The sequence below is a fragment of the Pseudomonas sp. C9 genome, from assembly GCF_002000165.1.
GTDB lineage: Bacteria > Pseudomonadota > Gammaproteobacteria > Pseudomonadales > Pseudomonadaceae > Aquipseudomonas.
This window is the reverse complement of sequence record NZ_MPAK01000001.1, coordinates 5,405,097-5,425,767: the sequence shown is the minus strand read 5'-3', so window position 1 is coordinate 5,425,767 and position 20,671 is coordinate 5,405,097. Positions and strand designations below refer to the sequence as shown.

Here is a 20,671-nt window from a genome sequence, read left to right as displayed (position 1 = left end):
CACCGCTTTCGCGAGCAAGCCCGCTCCCACAGGTTATGTGTTGGTCTTGAGGGCTTGTTGTACCGCGCCATCTACGCTCAAGCCGCTGAGGATGACTCCGTTAGCCTGCACTTCGGGCAATGCCGCCAACGCTACCTGAGCAGAGTCCTTGAGCCGTGCCAGCACCAGCTGCTTGCCTTCGTGATGCACCCGCACAAAAAATTCCTGCAACGCCTCAATGCTGGTGCCATCCAGATCGGGCGATTCCTCAAGGCTGAGAATGACCGAGTGAATCGGCGCCTCAGAATGGCGGATCAACCGCAACGTACTCCCCAAAACACGCTCGACGTTGGCAAAGAACAACGCTTCACCCGGTCGAACAATCAACACCCCTGGCACCGTTTGCGCCGTCGGATGGCGTTGCAGGTCGACAAAGTCGTGACCGCCGTCAATCCGCCCCAGGACCTGAATGTCGGCCGCCGACAGTTGCTTGAGCATCAGCACCACACTGATCGCCACCGCCAGCAGTAAACCGTCCAGCACACCCAACACCAGCACGGCGGCCACCGCGCAGATCACCAGCACACGGTCACGTCGCCAAATGAAGTACCGCCCCAACGGTTGCAGGCTCAAGCCTCGGGCCAGGGCATGGATGACGATGGCGGCTAAAATCGGCTCCGGCGTCAGGGCAATGTAAGGCAACACCGTCAAAACGATCAGCAACACCACCAGCGCCGCCACGCCACCGGCGAGTCGCGACGTGGCGCCCGCCGCTTCATTGGCCGACGTCGCCGAATACCCTGCCCCCGCCGGCATGCCATGAAACAACCCGGACAACAGATTGGACGCACCCAACGCGAGCAGATCGCGGTTCGATGAAATACGGTCGCCGTGCTTGAGCGCGTAGGCACTGATCGAGCCGTATGACTCCGCGTACAGGATCATCACCATGGCAACGGCCAGCTCCCCCAGGCGCAACCAGTCACTGAAGGGCAATATCGGTAATTGGGGCACTTCCAGGCTCAGATCGATCACGCCAATCAACTTCACGCCATACGCCGGCAGGTTCAGCCATTGACCGGCCACAATACCAATCACCACGACCAGTAAGCCGCCCGGCAAACGACGCAGCCGCCCGAACAGCGTCAACAAGGCCAATGCCACCGCCGCGACACCCGCCGCCACCCAGTTCCACTGCGGTAGTTGTTCCAGCAATTGCGGTAGAAACCGGACCAGGTTGGCGTCGCTCAAATGCACACCGACCACACTGGCCACTTGTTTGAGGATGATGGTCAACGCCAGACCAAAGGCAAAGCCGCGCAGCACCGGTTTGGCAATGAACGACGTCACGCTGCCGAGTTTGAACAGCCCGGCCAGCAGGAAGAACACGCCGGTCATCAGCACCAGTCCAATGGCCAGAGTCGAGCGCAAATGCGGATCGCCGTTGGCCAGCGTCGCGGTCGCAGCGGCCAGCACCGCTGCCGACGAAGACGTCGCAGAGACAATGGCGAAGCGGCTGGTGCCTAACAGTCCATAGCACAGCAAACCGGCAAACAAGGCGATCACCCCGGCCTGAGGCGCCACGGCCGCAATACTTGAATAGGCGACCGCTTCGGGCAACAACAGGCCAGCAATAGACAACCCGGCCAGCAAGTCTTGCCAGCGGTTGGGTTGTCCGGTGGGATTTCGGGGAGAGGCGTTCGACAATCCAATGTCTCCAGGCGAAAAAAAACCGCTGCGCGCATCACGCGCAGCGGCCACTGTAGCTGTCAATTCGGCGCTGCGCGAGCAGCCCGAACGATCACGCGGTCAGCGAGTAAATCAGCGCCGTAATGGCCACCAGGCCCACCGCAGTGACGAAGACGTTGGACGCCTGCCCGCGATAACGCGCCATCGCCGGCACCTTGCGGATCGCGTACATCGGCATCAGGAACAGAATCGCCGCGATGACCGGGCCACCCAGGGTTTCGATCATGCCCAGAATACTCGGGTTCAGCGTGGCAACGATCCAGCACACCACCAGCATGAACGCCGCGGTCATGCGGTCCAGGGTCTTGGCGCCCGGACGCTTGCCGCTTTTGACGATCAGGCCTTTGAGGCCTTCGCTGGCACCGATGTAATGACCCAGGAACGACTTGGAAATGGCCACGAAGGCAATCAACGGCGCCGCGAAGGCGATGGTCGGGTTGCTGAAGTGGTTGGCCAGGTACGACAAGATCGACAGGTTCTGCGCTTTGGCTTCAGCCAGTTGCGCCGGCGACAAGGTCAGCACGCAACTGAAGACGAAGAACAGCACCATCACCACCATCAGCAGGTGGGCGCGGGACAGGATCTGCGAGCTGCGCTCTTCGGCGTGTTCGCCGTAACGGCGCTTCTGATCGACCGCAAACGCCGAGATGATCGGTGAATGGTTGAACGAGAACACCATCACCGGAATCGCCAGCCACAGAGTGTGCAGCAGCGCCGATGGCTCCGGCACCGTGCTGGCGGTGCTCAGGATGCCGCCGTTCCAGTGCGGAATCAGGTACACCCCTAAAAACAGCAGTGCGACGATGAACGGGTAGACCATCAGGCTCATGGCCTTGACGATCAGTTGCTCACCGCAACGCACCACCGCCAGCAGGCCGAGGATCAGCACCAGCGACAGCACCGCGCGCGGTGGCGGCATGATGTGAAGTTGATGCTCAAGGAAACTGCCCACGGTGTTGGTCAGCGCCACGCTGTAGATCAGCAGGATCGGGAAGATCGCAAAGAAGTACAGCAAAGTGATCAGCGCACCGGCCTTGATACCGAAGTGCTCTTCCACCACTTCGGTGATGTCGGCGCCTTCGCGTCCGGACAGCACGAAGCGGGTCAGGCCGCGGTGTGCGTAGAAGGTCATGGGGAACGCCAGTACCGCCAGAACCAGCAACGGCCAAAAGCCGCCCAGCCCTGCGTTGATCGGCAGAAACAACGTGCCCGCCCCGATGGCCGTGCCAAACAGGCCGAGCATCCAAGTGGTGTCATGGCGATTCCAGCTCGAAAGAGTTGCTGGTGTCGCCGCTACATAGCGTTTGTCGACGCTATTGGCCTGATCATTCATCCGGTGGGATCTCCGCATTCCGGTCAGTTGCTACCCGGTCAGGACGAGTCGGAAAAATCCGACAGGCAGCGCCCTGGCCGAAACAGGGGCGCGATTGTCCGGGATTAATCAACAGAAGCAAAGACTTAGCTGAGGAATGGTTGTGCGGATCAGTGTTCAGGAGGCTATACAGGAGCAAACAGGGCTGTGGGCCGATACGATCGTTTCTGCTACCAACCGTGTAGCACTCGGTAACATCCAGCCCTGTTGCGGTGCGTCTTTTCCCTGACGTACGGGCCTGCGCCCCACGCTGCAAGGCGCAACCCACCATGGCGTAGTTTGTGCATCCAATCGCATTCCACTCCTGTCTGAAACCGCCATGCGCCCCAAGGAACTGAAACTCTGGACCACCGGTGTCGCCCACCTGCTTGACCTGCCTGCAGGGCATGCGCGGTTATCGGCGTTAAGCCATTGGTTGCGCCAGGTGTGTCCGGTCGATCATTTCGTCCTGTTCGTCTACGAAGGCAATCACCGACCCTTGGCGCTGTTCGACACCTTTGCCGCCGACAAGCGTGCGGTGTATGTCGATGACTACCAGTGCGGTCCGTATCTGCTCGATCCGTTCTACCTCGCCTGCACCCGCGGACAAGCGGCGGGACTGTGGCGCTTGCGCCAGTTCGCGCCCGACCACTTCTACCTCGGCGAGTACTACCTGACTTATTACCAGCAGACCGGCCTGGCCGAAGAAGTGGCTTTTTTTGTCGAGCTCGGCGACGGCGCCATGGCCGTTCTATCGCTGATGCGCTCCTCGGCCAGTTGCGCGTTCAGTCGTGACGAAATGCAGTTGATCGAATGCGCACAGGCCGTCGTCGAACAAGTCGTCAACGAAGCCTGGCGCTTGCGTCAGGCGCAACAGCCGCGCCCGGTACAAGACCTCGACTTCAAGATCCGCGAAGCGTTCGATCAGTTCGGTGCGCACATCCTTACCGGCCGCGAACAGGAAGTGGTGCAGTTGCTGCTGCGCGGTCACTCCAGTGCCTCGGTGGCCGAGCAACTGAGCATCAGTCCCGGCACGGTGAAGATTCACCGCAAGAACATCTACGCCAAGCTCGGCATCGGCAGCCAGTCCGAGTTGCTCGGGCTGTTTATCCGCGATCTCACCGGCCAGGAACTGCTCGCCGAAGCCTGACACCTGAAAACGACTCTATCCCCCAAGGGATATATACAGCGCAAAACCGCGATTGCTAGTTTGGCTCCCGACGCAATGATTGATCACTGCAAGGGGAGCCGCACCGTGAATGACAACCAGCCAAGCGATATCGAATTCTGCAATGTGGTCAAACGCTATGGTGAGGTGGCGGCCGTCAATGGCCTGAATTTCGCCGTGCGTCGTGGCTCATTCCATTCTTTCCTCGGTGGCTCGGGCTGCGGCAAAACCACGACCCTGCGCATGATTGCAGGCTTCGAACAACCGACCAGCGGCGAAGTACGCCTGGCCGGCAAAAACGTCGCCGGCGTACCGGCGTTCGAACGGCCGGTGAACATGGTGTTCCAGCATTACGCCCTGTTCCCGCACCTGACGGTGGCGCAGAACGTTGCCTATGGCTTACGTTATCGCACGCCGCGCCCGGACAAGAAAACCCAATTGCGCATGGCCGATGAGGCCCTGGAAATGGTTCGCCTCAGCGGCTTCGGCCAGCGTAAACCGAGCGAACTCTCCGGCGGCCAACAGCAACGCGTCGCCCTCGCCCGGGCGCTGGTCAACAAACCGACCGTGCTATTGCTCGACGAGCCACTGGCGGCGCTCGACCGCAAGTTGCGCAAGGAAATGCAATCCGAACTGCTGCGCCTGCAGCGCGAAGTCGGCATCACTTTCGTGCTGGTCACCCACGACCAGGAAGAAGCCTTGTCGATGAGTGACAGCATCAGCGTGATGCACAACGGTTCGATCATCCAGACGGCCACCCCGGAACAACTGTACGAAGCCCCGGCCAGCCGTTACGTCGCCGACTTCATCGGCGAATCCAATCTGTTCAACGGCACCGTGCGCCACCTGCACGGCAATTCGGTGGTGCTGCGAACCGAGCAAGGCCTGGAGCTGACCAGCCCGCTGACGCCAACCGGCAAGGCCCTGAGCGCCGACGCCGCCGGGTGCATCGCGGTGCGCCCCGAGTTGATCAGCATTGCCGGCGCCCACGCCGATCTGGCCCGTGAAGTGAAACTGCAAGGCTGCGTGGAAGACCGCATCTACCTCGGTAATTCCACCGAATACCGCGTGCGCACCCAGGCCTTTGGCGTGGTCTGTGTGCGGGTTCCCCGCCAGCAGGATCACGGCGCCAATGCATTCGAACACGGCGCTGCAGTGAGCGTCGGCTGGGATCACGCCAATGGCCTGGCCATGGCGTTGTAAATCATCGACTCGATTCATCAACCGGATGTGGAGCGTGCTATGGACCAGAAGACGTTTATCAAAACCCTGCGCAGTTGGCAGAACGGCTCGATCAGTCGTCGCGAATTTCTTGGCCGCACCGGCCTGGGGATTGCCGCCGCCGTGGTCGCCACCAACATGCCCGGCCTGCTGACGTCCAACGCAGAAGCGGCCGAACAGGCCAAGCTGGGTGATCGCCTGTCACTGGCGACGTGGCCGAACTACCACAGCCAGGAGAACCTCGACACCTTCGGCAAAACCACCGGCGCCCGCGTCTCGATGAGCGTGTTCGGTTCCAACGAAGAAATGCTCGCCAAGTTGCAAGCCGGTGGCAGTGGCTGGGACGTATTGGTACCGACCAACTACACCATCAGCACCTACGTCGGTCTGGGCTTGATCGAGCCGCTGGACCTGTCGCGCATTCCCAACTTCGATGCCTCGGCATTCCAGCAAAAATTCATGGCCCAAGGCACCGTGGACGGCAAGGTGTACGCCGTGCCGAAAAACTGGGGCACCACCGGAATGCTCTTCGACGCCGGAAAACTGAAGAACGGGCCGAGCAGCTGGAAAGAGTTCTGGGCCGCCGCCCAAGGCCCTGCCAGCGGCCGGACGATGGTTCACGATTACCAGTTGACCGCCATCGGCAACGCCCTCAAAAGCTTCGGCTACAGCTTTAACTCCCTCGACCCAAAAGAACTGGCCGACGCGGAAAAACTGTTGATCGAGGTCAAGCCGCACCTGTTCGCCATCAACTCCGACATTCAGCCGTCAATGCGCAGCGGCGATGCCTGGCTCGCGATGTCGTGGACCGGCGACGCCTCGCAGTTGCACCGCGACAACGCGCAGATGCAGTTCGAACTGGGCAAGGAAGGTGGCGAACTGTGGAGTGATTTTTTTGCCATCCCGAAAAGCTCGGAGCACAAGGACGCGGCCTACGCCTTCATCAATTACCTGCTCGAGCCGCAGCACAACAAGCTCGAAGTGTTGAGTCACGGCTATCCGAGCGGCGACAAACGGGTCGATGCGTTGCTTCCCACCGCGATGCTCAACGATCCGATCATGTACCCGGCCGCCGAAGCACTCAGCCCACTGGAGTTCGGAGCCGCCGCAACGCTCACCAGCCCGGCGCGCGCCGAACTGATGGCGCGTTTCAAGTCCGCCTGATCGCCTGACCATGGCCAATGAGGAGTCACCCATGAATGCTGCCGCCCACCCGCAAACGGTGCAGCCAGGCAATGCCCTGTCAATCGAGGTACGTCAACGGCGCAGCCTCGGTCGGCGGATCACCCTGCTGATGCTCTTGCCTTCGACCTTGTGGTTCCTGCTGCTGTTATTGATGCCGCTGGTCATCATACTGGTCTTCAGTTTCGGCGAGCGCAGTGCCGTGGGCGGCTACGCCGGTGGCTTCACCCTGGCCAACTACCTGAACCTGGGCTCGCGTGGCGCGGCATTCAGTAACACGCTGATGCTGGCGCCACTGGGCACCCTGGTGTGCCTGGTCGCGGCCTACCCGCTGGCGTACTTTCTGGCGGTCAAGGTCACCCGTAACCGCTCGCTGTTGCTGACGCTGGTGATCGTACCGTTCTGGACCAGTTTCCTCATCCGCACCTACGCCTGGATCTTCATCCTCAGCGGCAAGGGCATCCCCACCCTGCTCGCCAGTCTTGGCCTGGAAGACGTGCGACTGATCAACACGCCGTGGGCGGTGCTGATCGGTATCGTCTACGGCTACCTGCCACTGATGGTGTTTCCGATTTACGTCAGCCTCGAAAAACTCGACAAACGCCTGCTCGAAGCCTCTGCCGATCTCGGTGCCAGCGCGTTCGAGAGCTTCCGGCGGATCACCTTGCCGCTGTCTGCACCGGGAATCATCACCGGCGTGATGCTGGTGTTCATCCTGTTGATGGGCGAGTTCCTGATCCCGGCGATTCTCGGCGGCGGCAAAGTGTTCTTCGTCGGCAACGCGCTGGTCGACTTGTTCTTGCAGTCGCGCAACTGGCCGTTCGGCAGTGCCTTGGCAATGACGCTGGTGGCGATGATGCTGCTGATCATCGGCGTGTATTTGAAACTGGTGGCGCGCTACGGCGGCCGCCCTGCCGATGGAGGGTTGTGACATGTGGCTGCGCAGCTATTCGACCTCGCTGTACCTGTTTCTCTACGCGCCGATCGCGTTGATCGTGCTGTTCAGTTTCAACGCCGGGCGCAGTGGCCTGGCCTTCGAATGCTGTTCGATGCAATGGTTTGGTCGCGCCTTCGGCAACCCGTTCATCATGGAAGCGCTGGGGCACAGTGCATTCATCGCCTTTACTTCGGCAGTGATCGCCACATTATTCGGCACCCTGGCAGGGTTCGGCCTGCAACGTGCGGGTAAAAAAGTACGCCTGTTGTTCGATGCACTGACCTATTGCGCGATCATCGTGCCGGGCATCGTCATCGGCATCTCGACGCTGATTGCGTTCATTACCCTGTTCGACCTGATCAATCCGCTGCTGGCAAGCTGGATACCCAATGTGCCGCGTCTGAACATGGGTTTTTCCACGGTGATTGCTGCGCATTCGCTGTTTACCATGGCGCTGGTCATGGTGATCGTGCGCAGCCGCGTCGACTCGCTGGACAAGGCCTTGCTCGAAGCTTCAGCGGACCTCTATGCCCCACCCATGCAAACGTTCTGGCGGGTCACCCTGCCGCAGATCAGCCCGGCAATCATGGCCGGATTCCTGCTGGCGTTCACCTTCAGCTTCGACGACTTCATTATCGCGTTCTTCGTTGCCGGTTCCGAAACGACGTTGCCGATCTACATCTTTTCATCGATCCGCCGCGGCGTGACGCCAGAAATCAACGCAGTCTCGACCGTCATTATCTGCGCCTCGCTGGCCCTGCTATTCACTTCCCGCTCTCTGCAAAACCGCCGTACCGGCGTCCAGGAGTCAAACCATGCGTGATCAGCTTTATATCAACGGCGAGTGGGTCAGCCCGGACCTGGGCGGTTATCTGGACGTCATCGACCCGGCCACCGAAGCCGTTTTCCATCGGGTAGCCGCGGGCACCGAAGAAGACGTCGATCACGCGGTGCGCGCCGCACGCAGAGCCTTTGATAACGGCTGGAGCCAGACCACCGGCGCCGAACGCGCGCAATGGCTGGAGGCATTGGCTGATGAACTGGAAAACAGCCAACCGGCCTTGGCCGAACTGGAAGTGCGTGACAACGGTAAACCATTGCCCGAAGCGCAGTGGGACGTCGGCGATGCCATTGGTTGTTTCCGTTATTACGCCGGCCTGGCCCGCGAACTGGATCAGCAGCAGGATCAACCGCTGGCGTTGCCGGACGCACGCTTTCGCTGCCGTATCCGTCATGAGCCGATTGGCGTCGCCGGGCAGATCATTCCCTGGAACTACCCATTGTTGATGGCGGCGTGGAAAGTCGCGCCGGCCTTGGCTGCAGGTGCCACGGTGGTGTTGAAACCGTCCGAGCTGACGCCTCTCACAGCACTGGAGCTGGCCGCTGCCGCCAACCGTATCGGTTTGCCCGCCGGGGTATTGAACGTGGTCACCGGCCTCGGTGCCGACGCCGGCAGCCCGCTCACCGAACATCCCGGCGTGGACAAACTGGCCTTCACCGGCAGCGTGCCCACCGGAGCGAAAATCATGTCGGCGGCCGCCCGCGACATCAAGAACATCAGCCTCGAACTGGGCGGAAAATCTGCATTCATCGTATTCGACGACGCCGATGTCGAGGCGGCGGTGGAATGGATTCTGTTCGGGATTTTCTGGAACCAGGGCCAGGTGTGCAGCGCCACGTCACGCCTGCTGGTGCAGGAAAACATTGCCCCGCGATTGATCGAACGTCTGGTGGAGGAAACCCGCAAGATCAGTATCGGCCCGGGCATGGAACCCGGTGTCCTGCTCGGCCCACTGGTCAGTCAAAGCCAGCATGACAAGGTCCTTGGTTTCATTGATCAAGGCCTCGCCAGCGGTGCCCGTCTGCTCATCGGTGGTCGGCGGCCGGCGCATCTCCCTAAAGGTTACTTTATTGAACCGGCGATCTTCGACGAGCCCGGGCACAGCAGCATTCTCTGGCGCGAAGAGGTGTTCGGCCCGGTACTGTGCATCAAGCGTTTCAAGACCGAAGAGCAAGCGGTGCAAATGGCCAACGCCAGCCGCTTCGGCCTCGCCGCCGCGGTAATGAGCGCTGATTTGCAACGCACTGCCCGCGTCGCCAACCAGTTACGCGCGGGAATCATCTGGGTCAACTGCTCGCAGCCGACCTTCGTCGAAGCCCCGTGGGGCGGGATGAAACACAGCGGGATTGGCCGCGAGTTGGGCCAGTGGGGACTGCACAATTACCTGGAGGTGAAGCAAGTCACCGAGTACATCAGTGATCAGAAGTGGGGCTGGTACCTGAAATAGTCGCTCTCGGATCAGCAGGCAGGAACCACTGCCTTCCAGATACTCGCAGGCGATACCAAAACGCGCATAGTTGCGTTGCATCGATTTCAGCCCATCGACCTGCCAAGGCTGACTCGCCACGTTCAATTTTCCCGATCGCTCGAAGCTTGCGTCCATGCCATAACACTGCAAATCCTCCTCGAATGCCACAAGGTTTTCCCGACCCAGCCGAACCAGTTGCTCTGCTTCCTTGGGCCAGCGTTTCAGTGCATTGGATACGCCATGGGAGATGCTCGGCGCGCAGAACCCGCCATTACGACCACTGGCTTCACCGCCACACTGCCCGGCTTCCAGCACCACGATCGTCGCGTCGGGCCAGCGCTGACGGGCAATCAATGCAGTCCATAACCCGACAAACCCGCCGCCCACAATGGCAATATCACACGATAACTCGCCGGTCTGTCTTGGCGCGGCGGGTGCATCCGTCCGGGTTTCCTGCCAGACAGGGTAAGGCCGGGCTTCAGCCAGAGAGCGGTTTTCAATCGGTAATGTCATGCACGCCTGCTCCAGAAAATTCATGGGCCGACGCTAAAGCAATGGCCGACGCTTTCACAGGCGCAAACCTCGCAGCGGACACGGGAGGAAAACCGGGGTTTCTGGAATACTCTTGGCTTCGTCCTGATCTTCGCCATGGAGTCCGTCGTGGAAGTACCTGATTTACCCACCACCCCCACCTTCCTTGCGGACCCGTCGAGTGTGCAGACTCATGAATCTGCGGCAATATCCGTCGGCCACAGTGGCCTTAATCTGAAACAGGCAACTGAAAACATCCGAATCCGTGGACGCGGGAGGCCATTTCACCCTCCAAAAATTGTCGGAGTTTTCCTCGATTATTTAGAAGCGCTCACCTGTTTAACTTCCGTGTTTAAAGACACTCTGTGTTACTTCCTGAAAGCTACATGGGTGTTTCATCGCCAAATAGCAGCTTTCCCTTGATAAAGGACACCTGTCATGTATTTTCAATTGACCGGCCGTCTATCTGGAGACACCCCATGCCACTGGTTCGCGTCGACATCAAAAAGCACCAAGACCCCACATTCGCCAAACGTGTTGGACAACTGATTTACGCTGCCATGCACAGCGCCATTGCCGTACCGGAGAACGATAATTTCCAGATTCTGGCGGAGCACGATGAGCACCATTTCATCTTCGACCCCCAATACCTGGGCATCCAACGCACCGACAATCTGATCATCATCCAGATCACGCTGAGCGAAGGCCGTTCGGACGAGAAGAAAAAACTGCTCTACAAAACCATCGCCGAGAGTCTGAATCGCGAACTGGCCGTGCGCCTGGAAGATGTTTTCATTAATCTGGTGGAAGTGAAAAAAGAGAACTGGTCGTTCGGTAACGGGATTGCCCAGTACGCCCTTTGATTAAACCTTTTATACCTGTGAGCCACTGATGCCCCGAGTTTCCCGCAAGCAAGCCGACCTCAACCGCGAAATCATCGTCGAGGCAGCCACGCGGCTGTTTCGCGAACGAGGACTGCATGGCATCAGTGTCGTCGACGTCATGGGGGCGGCGGGCCTCACCCACGGCGGCTTCTACGGGCATTTCGAGTCCAAGGAAGCGCTGGCGCAGGAGGCCAGTGGACGAGCGTTTGAACAATCGGCGGAGCGCTGGCGGGAGCGAATCAGCGATCACAAAGACGACAAGGACGCCGCACGCCGTGCGCTGATCGAGCCTTACCTGTCGCAGGATAGCCGCGACAATCCGGGTGACAGTTGCCCGGTGGCCGCCTTCGCCGGGGACATGTGCCACGAAGCGGCCGACAGTGGTTTGCGTCAGACCTTCATGGAGGGGCTCAACCGGTTGTTGAACGCCTACGGCACACTGTTGGATTCAGGCGATGCCCAAGCCGATCGGCAACAGGCGCTGGTGGAGTATTCGCTGATGCTCGGCGCCCTGACCCTCGCTCGCGCCAGTCGGGGCGATACGGTGTCGGATGAAATTCTCGACGCCGCCAGCACGTTTCTGACCGCAAAGCGTGCATCAAACTGAACAACCCCATGGCGATCCTCGGCCATTGCTAAACTGTCAGGGAATCAGCAATCTGAAGCGACATTCGAACCCCGACATTCCGATGCCCAAAGGAGCGCAGCATGCCCGCAACCGTTCTGGTACTGGTTGAAACCATCAATGATTACTTGCCGATTCTCGAAAATCAGGGTTTTCATCTGATTCTTGCCCCGACTCCAGCCGAGCGCGCTGCTGCCATTGGCCGGCATGGAGGTCAGATCGATGCGGTGCTCACCCGTGGGCCATTGGGCCTGTACGCCGATGAAATCAGCGCCCTGCCCAACCTCAAGATCATCTGCGTCATCGGCGCCGGTTATGAACACGTCGATTTGCAAGCCGCCGCCGACCGTGGCATCACGGTCACTAATGGTGCCGGCGTCAATGCGTCATCTGTCGCTGACCACGCCATGGCGATGCTGCTGGCACTGGTGCGCGACATTCCCCGTTGCGATGCAGCCGTGCGCCGTGGTGAGTGGCCGAAGATCATGCGCCCCTCCCTGGCCGGCAAGCGCCTGGGCATTCTCGGCCTTGGCGCCGTCGGCATGGCCATCGCCAAACGCGCTGCCAATGGCTTCGACATGACGGTGAGCTACCACAACCGCCAGCATCGCAGCGATGTGCCGTACACCTTTTGCTCCACCCCTACTGAACTGGCGCGCAACTCGGACTTTCTGGTTATCGCGGCACCTGGAGGACTGGGCACCAAACACCTGGTCAACAAATCCGTCCTCGACGCCTTGGGACCCAACGGGTTCCTGGTCAACATCGCCCGCGCCAGCGTGATTGTCACCACCGACCTGGTCAGCGCGCTTGAGCAACGACGCATTGCCGGCGCCGCCCTGGACGTGTTCGACGCAGAGCCGCACGTGCCCCATACGCTCAAATCGTTGACCAACGTGATCCTGACCCCGCACGTGGCCGGGCTTTCACCGGAGGCCACCCAGGGCACCGTTGAACTGGTCGGGAAAAATCTGGTGGCTTTCTTCAGCAACCAGCCGGTACTGACACCAATTGCCCTGCCTCTGCCTGTCGCCACCTGCTGAGTCGCTGACTAAAGGACGCCCAACAGCGTCCAGAGGCGACGAGACTCGGCATCCGCCGAGATCAACTCGCCCAGCAACTCGCTCAATGGCTTGTTGCCCCACTCCACACCGCGCCGGATCAAATAAGGGACGGGACTGTGGGGTTCGGTACGTGCCAGGTACTCGGCAATCAACAGCAACTGACGGTAGGCCTCGTCGCGACTCAACGGTTCACGAAACACCTGGGGCGCCGGTGCCGCTTGCGGCGCGTCGTCATGTCCGGACGCCGCCACGGGCTGTACCTCCAGCGGCGCATCGGTTAACGGGCGTGGCTGCATGGCAATGAACTCCTGAACCAGTGTCAACAACGCCTCGATCATGTCTTGCAAGACCTTGAAGCCCGGCGCCTGGTTTCCCAGATAGGCATTGCACCATGTGTCGAGCCGTTGCAGATGTCGCAAGCTCGACAACAGACTGTCCTCACGGCGCAACCAGTGGGACAGTGGCGTGGCACGAATCAGTTCAGTGAGTTTTTTCTGTTCGCTGCGTGCTGTTTCCGCTGATGTTTTGGCCGCCTTGCTGTCATTGGCCAGTACCTGTTGCAACTGCAATCGCCGCCAGGCATCCAGGCAGTAACCGTCGAATTCACCACTTCGCGGTTCGAGCAACGGCGTGCGCGTCAGCAACACCTCACTGTAGCGTCGCGCCAGCCATTCAAGCGGAATCACCCGCCACGACTGATCACCGTCTTCGGCCAGAGGATGAAGGTGCTCGGGATAGCGTTCACATAAACCGGCGACCAGCGCGAGGCTGCCCGGTAATCCGTCCAGACCCTCCTGATGTAACCAGGCCTCACCGAGCCAGGCACACAGCATCAAGTCCTTGCTGCGCTCCAACAGCAACGTGGACGTCAGTTTTTCCAGTTCCGGCCACTGCGCCCGCTTGATCGACGACTGCCAGACGCCCGTAGGCAGACTGGTGTCGTCCTCGCGACGCAGTTCACGCGCCTGGTCGAACTCGCGCTCGTAGCGCAAGTCCTCGCCGCAAGGTGCTTGCTCGCTAATGGGTTCGAGCAGTCGGACAATCAGTTCCGGCAACGGTGGTGAAATCTGATTCAAAACCCCTCCTCCTCAGTCATGACCGTCGCGGACGCGGTCGACCTGGTTTGCATGAATGGAGAACGCGGGGCCCGGGTGGGCAGCGGTGGAATAGACAACGGCAGCTTCGCACCCTGGCTCATTAATGACAGGCGCATAAACATCAGCGTCTGTTGCGCCGTGCTGGTCTGCGCGGTCACCGGCAGGCGCAAAGCCAGTGGAAAATCGGTGAAATCCATATTGGGCTGGCGCTGCACGGACTGGTGCGCACGGATCAAGCGCAGCAATGACCACGGGCCGCCATATTCCCAATCGGCCTCAAAGTCATGCACCATCAGATTGGGCTGCAAGGGATCGTTGGCCGGACGTTGCGAGCCGTTTCTGGCCCAGCGCAAGGTCAGCCGGACCGGTTGCCCGACCATCCAGCGCAGGTTCGGCTGGGTTTCGCCCGGATAATTGATCTGTTGATTGCCGGCATTCAAACCCCAGGCAATCACTTGATCAGCGCCCCGTTCCTCCTCGCGATCGGTTCGCCAGCGCACGTCCATTTCAACGCCAATGATGCCGCTCTTGTCTCGCACAAACAGCGGGTTTAACCATGTACTGGCCTGCTTCAGACGGTTGAGAAAATCTTCGGCGGCCACCCGCTCCGGCGTCTGGCTGAGCTGCAATCCGGCTTGAGCCACGGGCAGACGCTTGTCGATCAACTCGAGAAAATGCTGGACCCGGGCCGGGTCGGCGTCGGTGGCTTGCACGCCATTGGCAAACGGGAAGCGCTCGGCCAGGTACTGATTGAAATAATTGGCCAGGTCGTTCCATGCCGCTGCCGCTTGCTGTTGCTGCAGGAGCTGACAGCGTTGCATGGCGCTTTGTTGCAGGTCCAGCGCACGTAACGCCAAGGTCCCACGCCCACCGGACAGGTTGGCAGTTTGCAAAATCTGACCGCAGGACGTGGCGTCCATTTCGATGAAATCGCGGCTCACCAGCTGTTCGATCTGGGCCGGCGAGCTGGCAGGATTCTGGTCCTTGTACTTGAGCAACTCATCGTTGAGCGCACTGAATTGGGTAACGCGCTCGTAGTCCAGCGCCGAGAGATTCTGTTGCTGAGTCTTCAACCATTCCAGTGCTGAGGTGCGCCGCTCGGTAATCCCGAGCATGGTGTTGAATTGCTGCTTGAGGCTCAGCTTCAAATCCTGCACATCGCTGGCGCCGTACAATTGCAAGCCGAGGTTTTTCGAGCCATCCCACTGACTGATTTCACTGCGCCCGCCGAACAATGGCTGCGCGGTGATCTCCGCAAGACCGTCGACAACCTGAGCGATAGCGCGGCGGTTCAATGCGTTTTGCACTCGCATCGCCAAATCATTGCGGTGCACTTCGGCGAAGGCTTTTTGCAGGGCCACTGCTTGCGGTGCAAGCACATTGAAAACACCGTCGCCACGGGGGCGGTCGTTTTGATCCTTGAGACTCAACCACATGGCCTTGGCTGCCGCCGCTTCTGCCGCCTGAACCAATGCATCGCGATACGCCGGCGGGATACGCGGCAGCTCTTCGGCGGCATAACTCTTGTAGCTGGCAAAATAGTTCAGCGCCGTGCTGAGGTCATCGCCATCAACGCTTTGCCCCTCAATGGCATCGGCGGTCTTGTCTGCGCGCAAGGCGATGGCCACGAAATCGCGCTTGAACAGCGCCTGCACCGCGTTGTTCAACTGGCTGACATGCACTTGCAACGCCAGCTGCCCACTGCCTTGCTGGACCAGCAAGTTGCCTCTGGCCCCTGCCTGCGCGATCCATTGGTCACGAAAGCTTTGCTGCAACTTGGACGCTTGCTGATCCAGCTGTTGTTCAACCTGCGGGCCGAGCAAGCTGCTCTGGCGCACTTTATCCATCATCTCGCGATAACCCGGCACCAGGTCCTGCCCCTTACCGCGGCTCCAGGCGGAGTTGGTCAGGCCGACCAGCGCTTGCAGGTCATCGATCAATGCGCGCAAATCCTCAAGCTCAGTCAGGGAGTTGCCGCTGCCCGCCTCCAACCGTTCCAGATGCAACTTGAGGTAGCCGGCCTGGCGGACAAAATTGTCAGCGAGAAAATACTGGTCAAGCCAACGCTCCATCAGCCCGGAAAAATTTTCCTCGATGACTTGCCGCTCCATGGCCAGGTCCAGCGGTTTCAAGTCGCCAGCATTGGCATCGAGCAACATCCGGTTGTAAAAACCGGCACGGGGCAAGCTGCCGACATTGAGGTTCAGGGACAAGGCGTTGTTGCTCAGCAACGCCAGGTCTTCGAGCGGAGCCTTGGGGTTGTTCAGCGCCTGATTGAACCATTGGTTCTGCTGCTCAAGGCGCACCGCGCGCTCCACCAGGTCTTTGGCTTTGACGTAATTTTGCCATTGGGCCGGGTCCTCACTTTCGACGTTGCCACGGCGTTCGGTGTTGCGGATGCCCTTGAGTTTCACCAGCTCCGCATTCAGCAAGTCGTGCAAGGGCTCCAATAAGTGGCTCTGGGCGGTCAGGCGCAGTTGGTTTTCCAGCTGCACATCCAGTGACGAAAACCAGGAAGTGGGAAACGCCACGGAAGTAAAGGTCCAGCGCGGGGCCTTTTCCAACACCCGCCAGAATCCCTGGACGTTGCGTCGTGTCGACTCCAGCCGATGCGACTCGTCGGTAACCGTCAGGTAGTTTTTCTGCGCACCTTGCAACAGACGCGACAGCTCATGCGCATCTTTGACAGAGTCCTGCCAGACCCAGAGCATGCTCGCGGCCCACACCACACCGACCACCAGCGCCACCACCCCCGTCAATCGCTGCCAACGCTGACGCAAGCGCAACAGGCGCGGTACCACTTGCGCCAATCCCCGCTCGGCGACTACCCGGCGCTGCCACAATTGGCGGGCGAATGCACTTTGTTGCAACCCGGTGTCGTAGGCTGAAAATCCGTCCGGCGTGTCTTGCGTCGGTTGGTTAGCGGTGAAATAAACGCCACGAAAACGCGGCGCCTCACCTTGGGCATTGCCTTGGAACACCGGCTCCAGCACCGTTTGCAGATTGCGCCTCAGCGCCTCGATGCGTTCCGGCAACCCGAACAGCTCGCCCTTCAAATGGCCCGACAACGTGCCGATTTCGATGATCGATTCCGCCAAGGCACGGTTAACCTGATCCAGCGCCTGATCGCTCCATTGCGCCTGCCAGGCTGACTCGGGGCCAAACGGTGTCGACCAGCCCAGCGTGCGTTCGCGGGCATCAACGGGCAGTGCCGTGATCAGCTCCTGAAACCCGGGCAGCTCTTCCATACCGGTGATCACGACATACACCGGCAAGCTCAGGCCGAATCGTTGCAGCACGTCGATGAAGCGCCGACGGGCCGCCAGACCGAGGCTCGCGGCCAACTCGACATTGCCCAATCGACTGACCGGGACCGTCCAGATCACCCCGTCCAGTGGTCGTTTGCTGCGCAAGCGCAAGATCAATCCCAGCAAACGCCACCAGCCGCCTCGTTGCAGGTTCATGCCTTCTTCCGGCAAAAACAGCGCCTGTGGCACCACCAATACCGCACCTTCGGGGTCCGACCACCAGCGCCCGAACCAGGCGGGTTTGTCGGTTGGTTGCAGACGCCACTGGCTGCACAATTGAGTGCCCTGGGTTTCGTCGCCGAGCATCAGTAACCACGGGATCTGATACCGGTCCTGAGCGCCCTGCTCCTGCTCCATATGGCGGACCGAGGTATAAAAACTGCGGACCGCCGCCCCGCTCTGGGTGCGCAACCACCAGACCACGCCCCCGATGATAATCAGCAGCAACAACAACCCAATGATCAGACTCACCCACCCCAACGCGCTCATGAGTCTTGCTCCGAGGTGCTGACCGAGTCGGTCATCTGCAACACCGGATCAAGCTCCTGGCGAATGTCACGCCAGAAAAACTGCCCCAGCCCTGTCAGTATCAGGACCATGGCGAGAATCCCCACGCCAAGCCGAAAACCATCCGGTAACGATTGACGTACCGGCAACTGCACCGGTGGCACCGCAGAGGGCTGCTGAAGCCGGGCACTGACATCGGCATAATCAGGTTCGTGCTGCCAGGCAAAGGTAAACAGCGCCAGACGCAGTTTTTCATGCCGCGATTGCCCCAGCTCACCACGCATGCGCCCCTCAAATCCCAACACCAGGCACTGCAAATAGACATTGGCCAGATCGCGGGTAGCGGGAATCTGTTCGTCCAGCAGAGCCTTGATCGCCAGCGGCAATTTTTCACCGGCCTGACGGCTGGCGTACATCCGCGATTCCAGCGGCTTCTCCTGCCACACGGACTGGCCCGGCCAGGGTGTAAACAGCAGCGTTTCGTCGATCAACGCGACAAAGGCATAGACCAGCGCCTTGACCTGGTCGGTCGCCGCATCACCGACCCGGGCGTATGCCGTTCGCCACAGGCGCTGGGAGATTTGCGTCGACAGATCGACCACCGCTTCCACCAGCGCCTCATCATCGCTGTCCTTGGGCAACTGATTCCATTCCTGGGACCATTGCAGCCAGGCCTCGCGAAAGGCGCTGCTCAGTGGCGCCTCACGAAGGCTCCGTGTACCCGTCCCGGCATTTCCCTCAGACATTCGACGCCCCTTCCTGGATCAAGCACCTTCACTCGCCTGGGCCACAAACAACACCACTTGCCATGGACTGCTCGCCGGTTTTGAGGCCGGCGCGGCAATCAGTAACGGCAATTGCCCGTCGAACCATTGGCCATCGGCCGTCACCACAAACAATCGCGTGTCCTCGCCGACGCTGTAGGCCACTTGCTCGTTGCGGCTCATGGCCTGGTGGGGCAAACCGCTCATGCGTTGCCGGCTCAACAACGTAATATGCGGCGCCGAGGCAATGATCGCCCCACTCAGCCATTCGCTGGCCGCCTGCTCGCTGGCACCGTTGGGCATGCGCAAACCGATGACCAGACGCTGGCTCGGCTGATCGTCGGGCAGTTGAATCGAGAAGCTCTGTTCGCTGCGTTCAAACGGCACACTGCGATAGCCGGCGCGAATCAGTTCCAGGGTTCTGTCGAGCCAGTCGAGGACCGGCTCATAGCCTTGTTGCAGCTCCAGAAAGTCCAGCGGGGCAAAGGGCGGCACGCCCGCCAGCGGGTCCAGGGCCGACCAGGCTCCCGCCAGCCCGAGCAACACCCCGTATAACGCCTGTGGCGATGCCAGTCGGCTGTTCAACGTTCCTTCGACCTCCGGCAGACGCGCCCAAAGCGCCGTCAACTGGCGACGAATTTCCATCGCATCGTCCTGATTTCCGGCCTGTTGCGCCTGGCGCAAACGGCCGGCGAGGAACATGCATTTCTCTCGCGTCCTGGCGCACAGCCCAGCTACCCGGCGACCCAACACCGATTCCGGCGACAGGCATGGCGTGGGCGGCGTGTAGGGCAAGGACAGAAAACCACCGCCCTCCTTGCGAATTTTCAGCAGAGGCAAGCAAACGGAATCGGCCTTGTTCAACTGCGTGCACAAACGCGGGTTCGGCCGCCACACCGTGATCGACTCGGGGTACTCGCCGCTGGTCAAATCCGGCAACGCATCGCCGACCACCGATTGCAGTCGCCCTTTGAGCGGCAACAACTGCCCGGCACGCCACAATGGGCTGACGGCGAGATACACCGTCACCGTGGCGTTCTGCGAGGCGTTGACCGCTTCGCTTATATCGAGCTCCAGTGTCGGCCCGACACCCACCTGCACATTGACCGGCAGGCCGTCCGGCATCGTCGCTTGCAGACTGACCAGGCGCACCAACCCGGCACTCAGTGCACCGGGGTCGAATTCCACCCGGCTCACCCCCCAGAACCACGGATTGCAGGCCTGGGCAAAGTGCGCCACCAACGCTTCGGCGCGCAACCCTTGCAACTGGAAATGCTGGGGCAGCAACTGCATGCCTTCGTGCCAACAAACCGCGTCAGGTAACAGGCTCATACGACTCCCTTCGACGTCTACATCACCGCGCAAAACGGCGCACTGACAATGGGTTCACTGCGCAGTGTTGTTGACCAGCGTCATCTCGCGGCTGTCGAACTTGAGCCAGGCATCGCTCTGATCATCGAGCCGTAATCGGTGTGCTCCGGGAGTGTTATAGCTGGCGAAGACCAAAAGTCCAGTCGCCCGCTTGCCCCCCAGCGGGAAGGGTTGTTTGTCGATGAACTGGCCGGGGACCAGCTCCAGCCCCCACACCGTTATCAACTGCCGATAGTCGCGTTGATACTGATCACGCTCGGCAAACCACTGCCGCGCCGTGATGCCGGACAACTGTTTGAGCAAGTCCGGGTCGTTCACGGCGATGAAATCCACAGCGATCGGAGTGTCGTCGTTGGCCTTGGGCGCGACGTCCAGGGTCAGGTTGTCGAGGTCCACCCGAGGCCCGAAAAACGAGCACCCGGATAGGGTCAGGAACAGGGCGAAAGCAAAAAAACGTGCAAACAAAGTGAATTGTCCTTTTCTCGAGGCGGTCCAAGATTGTTTTTCGCTTGCTTTTTTATAGACCTGTTCTAGCGTCTTGGGTAGTTCGGCCCCCCTATGCCGAATGTGGAAGGTTTGTCAAAGGAACGACAGGTCCATCTGCCACCCTTTCTAACCTACGGT

At 60.3% G+C, this 20,671-nt stretch carries 17 protein-coding genes and 1 pseudogene; 10 read left to right on the top strand and 8 right to left on the bottom strand.

Annotation, left to right across the window (positions count from 1 at the left end):
* Positions 1 to 33 precede the first annotated feature (33 nt).
* Together BMS17_RS25410 and BMS17_RS25405 are read right to left on the bottom strand one after the other, a co-directional pair.
* Complete coding sequence (locus BMS17_RS25410) at positions 34 to 1,686, bottom strand: SulP family inorganic anion transporter (protein WP_046031375.1); 1,653 nt, start codon at positions 1,684 to 1,686, stop codon at positions 34 to 36.
* 94 nt (positions 1,687 to 1,780) lie between these two features.
* Positions 1,781 to 3,061, bottom strand: coding sequence for a serine/threonine transporter (locus tag BMS17_RS25405; RefSeq protein WP_077432044.1), 1,281 nt, complete (start codon positions 3,059 to 3,061; stop codon positions 1,781 to 1,783).
* A 358-nt stretch (positions 3,062 to 3,419) separates the two neighbouring features.
* Between BMS17_RS25405 and BMS17_RS25400 the strand changes: the two genes are divergently transcribed.
* From BMS17_RS25400 to BMS17_RS25375, 6 genes are all read left to right on the top strand, one after another.
* The gene (locus BMS17_RS25400) at positions 3,420 to 4,229 is read left to right on the top strand and encodes a response regulator transcription factor (RefSeq protein ID WP_077432043.1); all 810 of its coding nucleotides are present in this window, start codon (positions 3,420 to 3,422) and stop codon (positions 4,227 to 4,229) included.
* Between the two features lie 105 nt (positions 4,230 to 4,334).
* Positions 4,335 to 5,450, top strand: a complete 1,116-nt coding sequence (locus BMS17_RS25395; RefSeq protein ID WP_077432222.1) for an ABC transporter ATP-binding protein — start codon at positions 4,335 to 4,337, stop codon at positions 5,448 to 5,450.
* Between the two features lie 39 nt (positions 5,451 to 5,489).
* A complete protein-coding gene (locus BMS17_RS25390; protein WP_046031378.1) occupies positions 5,490 to 6,632 on the top strand; it encodes a PotD/PotF family extracellular solute-binding protein in 1,143 nt (380 codons plus the stop codon).
* A 31-nt stretch (positions 6,633 to 6,663) separates the two neighbouring features.
* Positions 6,664 to 7,581: an ABC transporter permease gene (locus BMS17_RS25385; RefSeq protein ID WP_077432042.1), complete on the top strand. Its 918-nt coding sequence runs from the start codon at positions 6,664 to 6,666 to the stop codon at positions 7,579 to 7,581.
* Position 7,582: 1 nt separating this feature from the next.
* Positions 7,583 to 8,410, top strand: coding sequence for an ABC transporter permease (locus tag BMS17_RS25380; protein WP_077432041.1), 828 nt, complete (start codon positions 7,583 to 7,585; stop codon positions 8,408 to 8,410).
* Positions 8,403 to 9,875, top strand: a complete 1,473-nt coding sequence (locus BMS17_RS25375) for an aldehyde dehydrogenase family protein (protein WP_077432040.1) — start codon at positions 8,403 to 8,405, stop codon at positions 9,873 to 9,875. The genes BMS17_RS25380 and BMS17_RS25375 overlap by 8 nt, the downstream gene beginning before the upstream one ends.
* A gap of 42 nt (positions 9,876 to 9,917) precedes the next feature.
* On the opposite strand, the pseudogene BMS17_RS25370 reads toward BMS17_RS25375, so the two are convergent.
* A pseudogene (locus BMS17_RS25370) lies at positions 9,918 to 10,409 on the bottom strand (NAD(P)/FAD-dependent oxidoreductase); the annotation flags it as partial.
* Between the two features lie 147 nt (positions 10,410 to 10,556).
* Here BMS17_RS25370 and BMS17_RS30165 point away from each other — a divergent pair.
* From BMS17_RS30165 to BMS17_RS25355, 4 genes are all read left to right on the top strand, one after another.
* Positions 10,557 to 10,850, top strand: coding sequence for a hypothetical protein (locus BMS17_RS30165; protein WP_139348123.1), 294 nt, complete (start codon positions 10,557 to 10,559; stop codon positions 10,848 to 10,850).
* A gap of 56 nt (positions 10,851 to 10,906) precedes the next feature.
* On the top strand, positions 10,907 to 11,290 hold the full coding sequence (locus tag BMS17_RS25365) for a tautomerase family protein (RefSeq protein WP_046031382.1): 384 nt from the start codon (positions 10,907 to 10,909) through the stop codon (positions 11,288 to 11,290).
* Between the two features lie 28 nt (positions 11,291 to 11,318).
* On the top strand, positions 11,319 to 11,918 hold the full coding sequence (locus BMS17_RS25360; RefSeq protein WP_046031383.1) for a TetR/AcrR family transcriptional regulator: 600 nt from the start codon (positions 11,319 to 11,321) through the stop codon (positions 11,916 to 11,918).
* Positions 11,919 to 12,019: 101 nt separating this feature from the next.
* Entirely contained in the window at positions 12,020 to 12,979 is a 960-nt protein-coding gene (locus BMS17_RS25355) for a 2-hydroxyacid dehydrogenase (protein ID WP_046031384.1), read from the top strand.
* A gap of 8 nt (positions 12,980 to 12,987) precedes the next feature.
* Here the strand turns inward: BMS17_RS25355 and tssA are convergent, their stop codons facing one another.
* Genes tssA through BMS17_RS25330 form a run of 5 tightly spaced genes read right to left on the bottom strand, consistent with a single transcriptional unit; the run spans position 12,988 to position 20,512 of the window.
* Positions 12,988 to 14,076, bottom strand: a complete 1,089-nt coding sequence (gene tssA / locus BMS17_RS25350) for a type VI secretion system protein TssA (protein ID WP_077432039.1) — start codon at positions 14,074 to 14,076, stop codon at positions 12,988 to 12,990.
* Complete coding sequence (locus BMS17_RS25345; RefSeq protein ID WP_046031386.1) at positions 14,073 to 17,894, bottom strand: type VI secretion protein IcmF/TssM N-terminal domain-containing protein; 3,822 nt, start codon at positions 17,892 to 17,894, stop codon at positions 14,073 to 14,075. The genes tssA and BMS17_RS25345 overlap by 4 nt, the downstream gene beginning before the upstream one ends.
* Positions 17,891 to 18,658: a DotU family type IV/VI secretion system protein gene (locus BMS17_RS25340; RefSeq protein WP_077432038.1), complete on the bottom strand. Its 768-nt coding sequence runs from the start codon at positions 18,656 to 18,658 to the stop codon at positions 17,891 to 17,893. The genes BMS17_RS25345 and BMS17_RS25340 overlap by 4 nt, the downstream gene beginning before the upstream one ends.
* Positions 18,659 to 18,676: 18 nt before the next feature.
* Complete coding sequence (gene tssK / locus BMS17_RS25335; RefSeq protein WP_046031388.1) at positions 18,677 to 20,008, bottom strand: type VI secretion system baseplate subunit TssK; 1,332 nt, start codon at positions 20,006 to 20,008, stop codon at positions 18,677 to 18,679.
* Positions 20,009 to 20,062: 54 nt separating this feature from the next.
* Positions 20,063 to 20,512, bottom strand: a complete 450-nt coding sequence (locus BMS17_RS25330; RefSeq protein ID WP_046031389.1) for a hypothetical protein — start codon at positions 20,510 to 20,512, stop codon at positions 20,063 to 20,065.
* Positions 20,513 to 20,671: the final 159 nt, after the last annotated feature.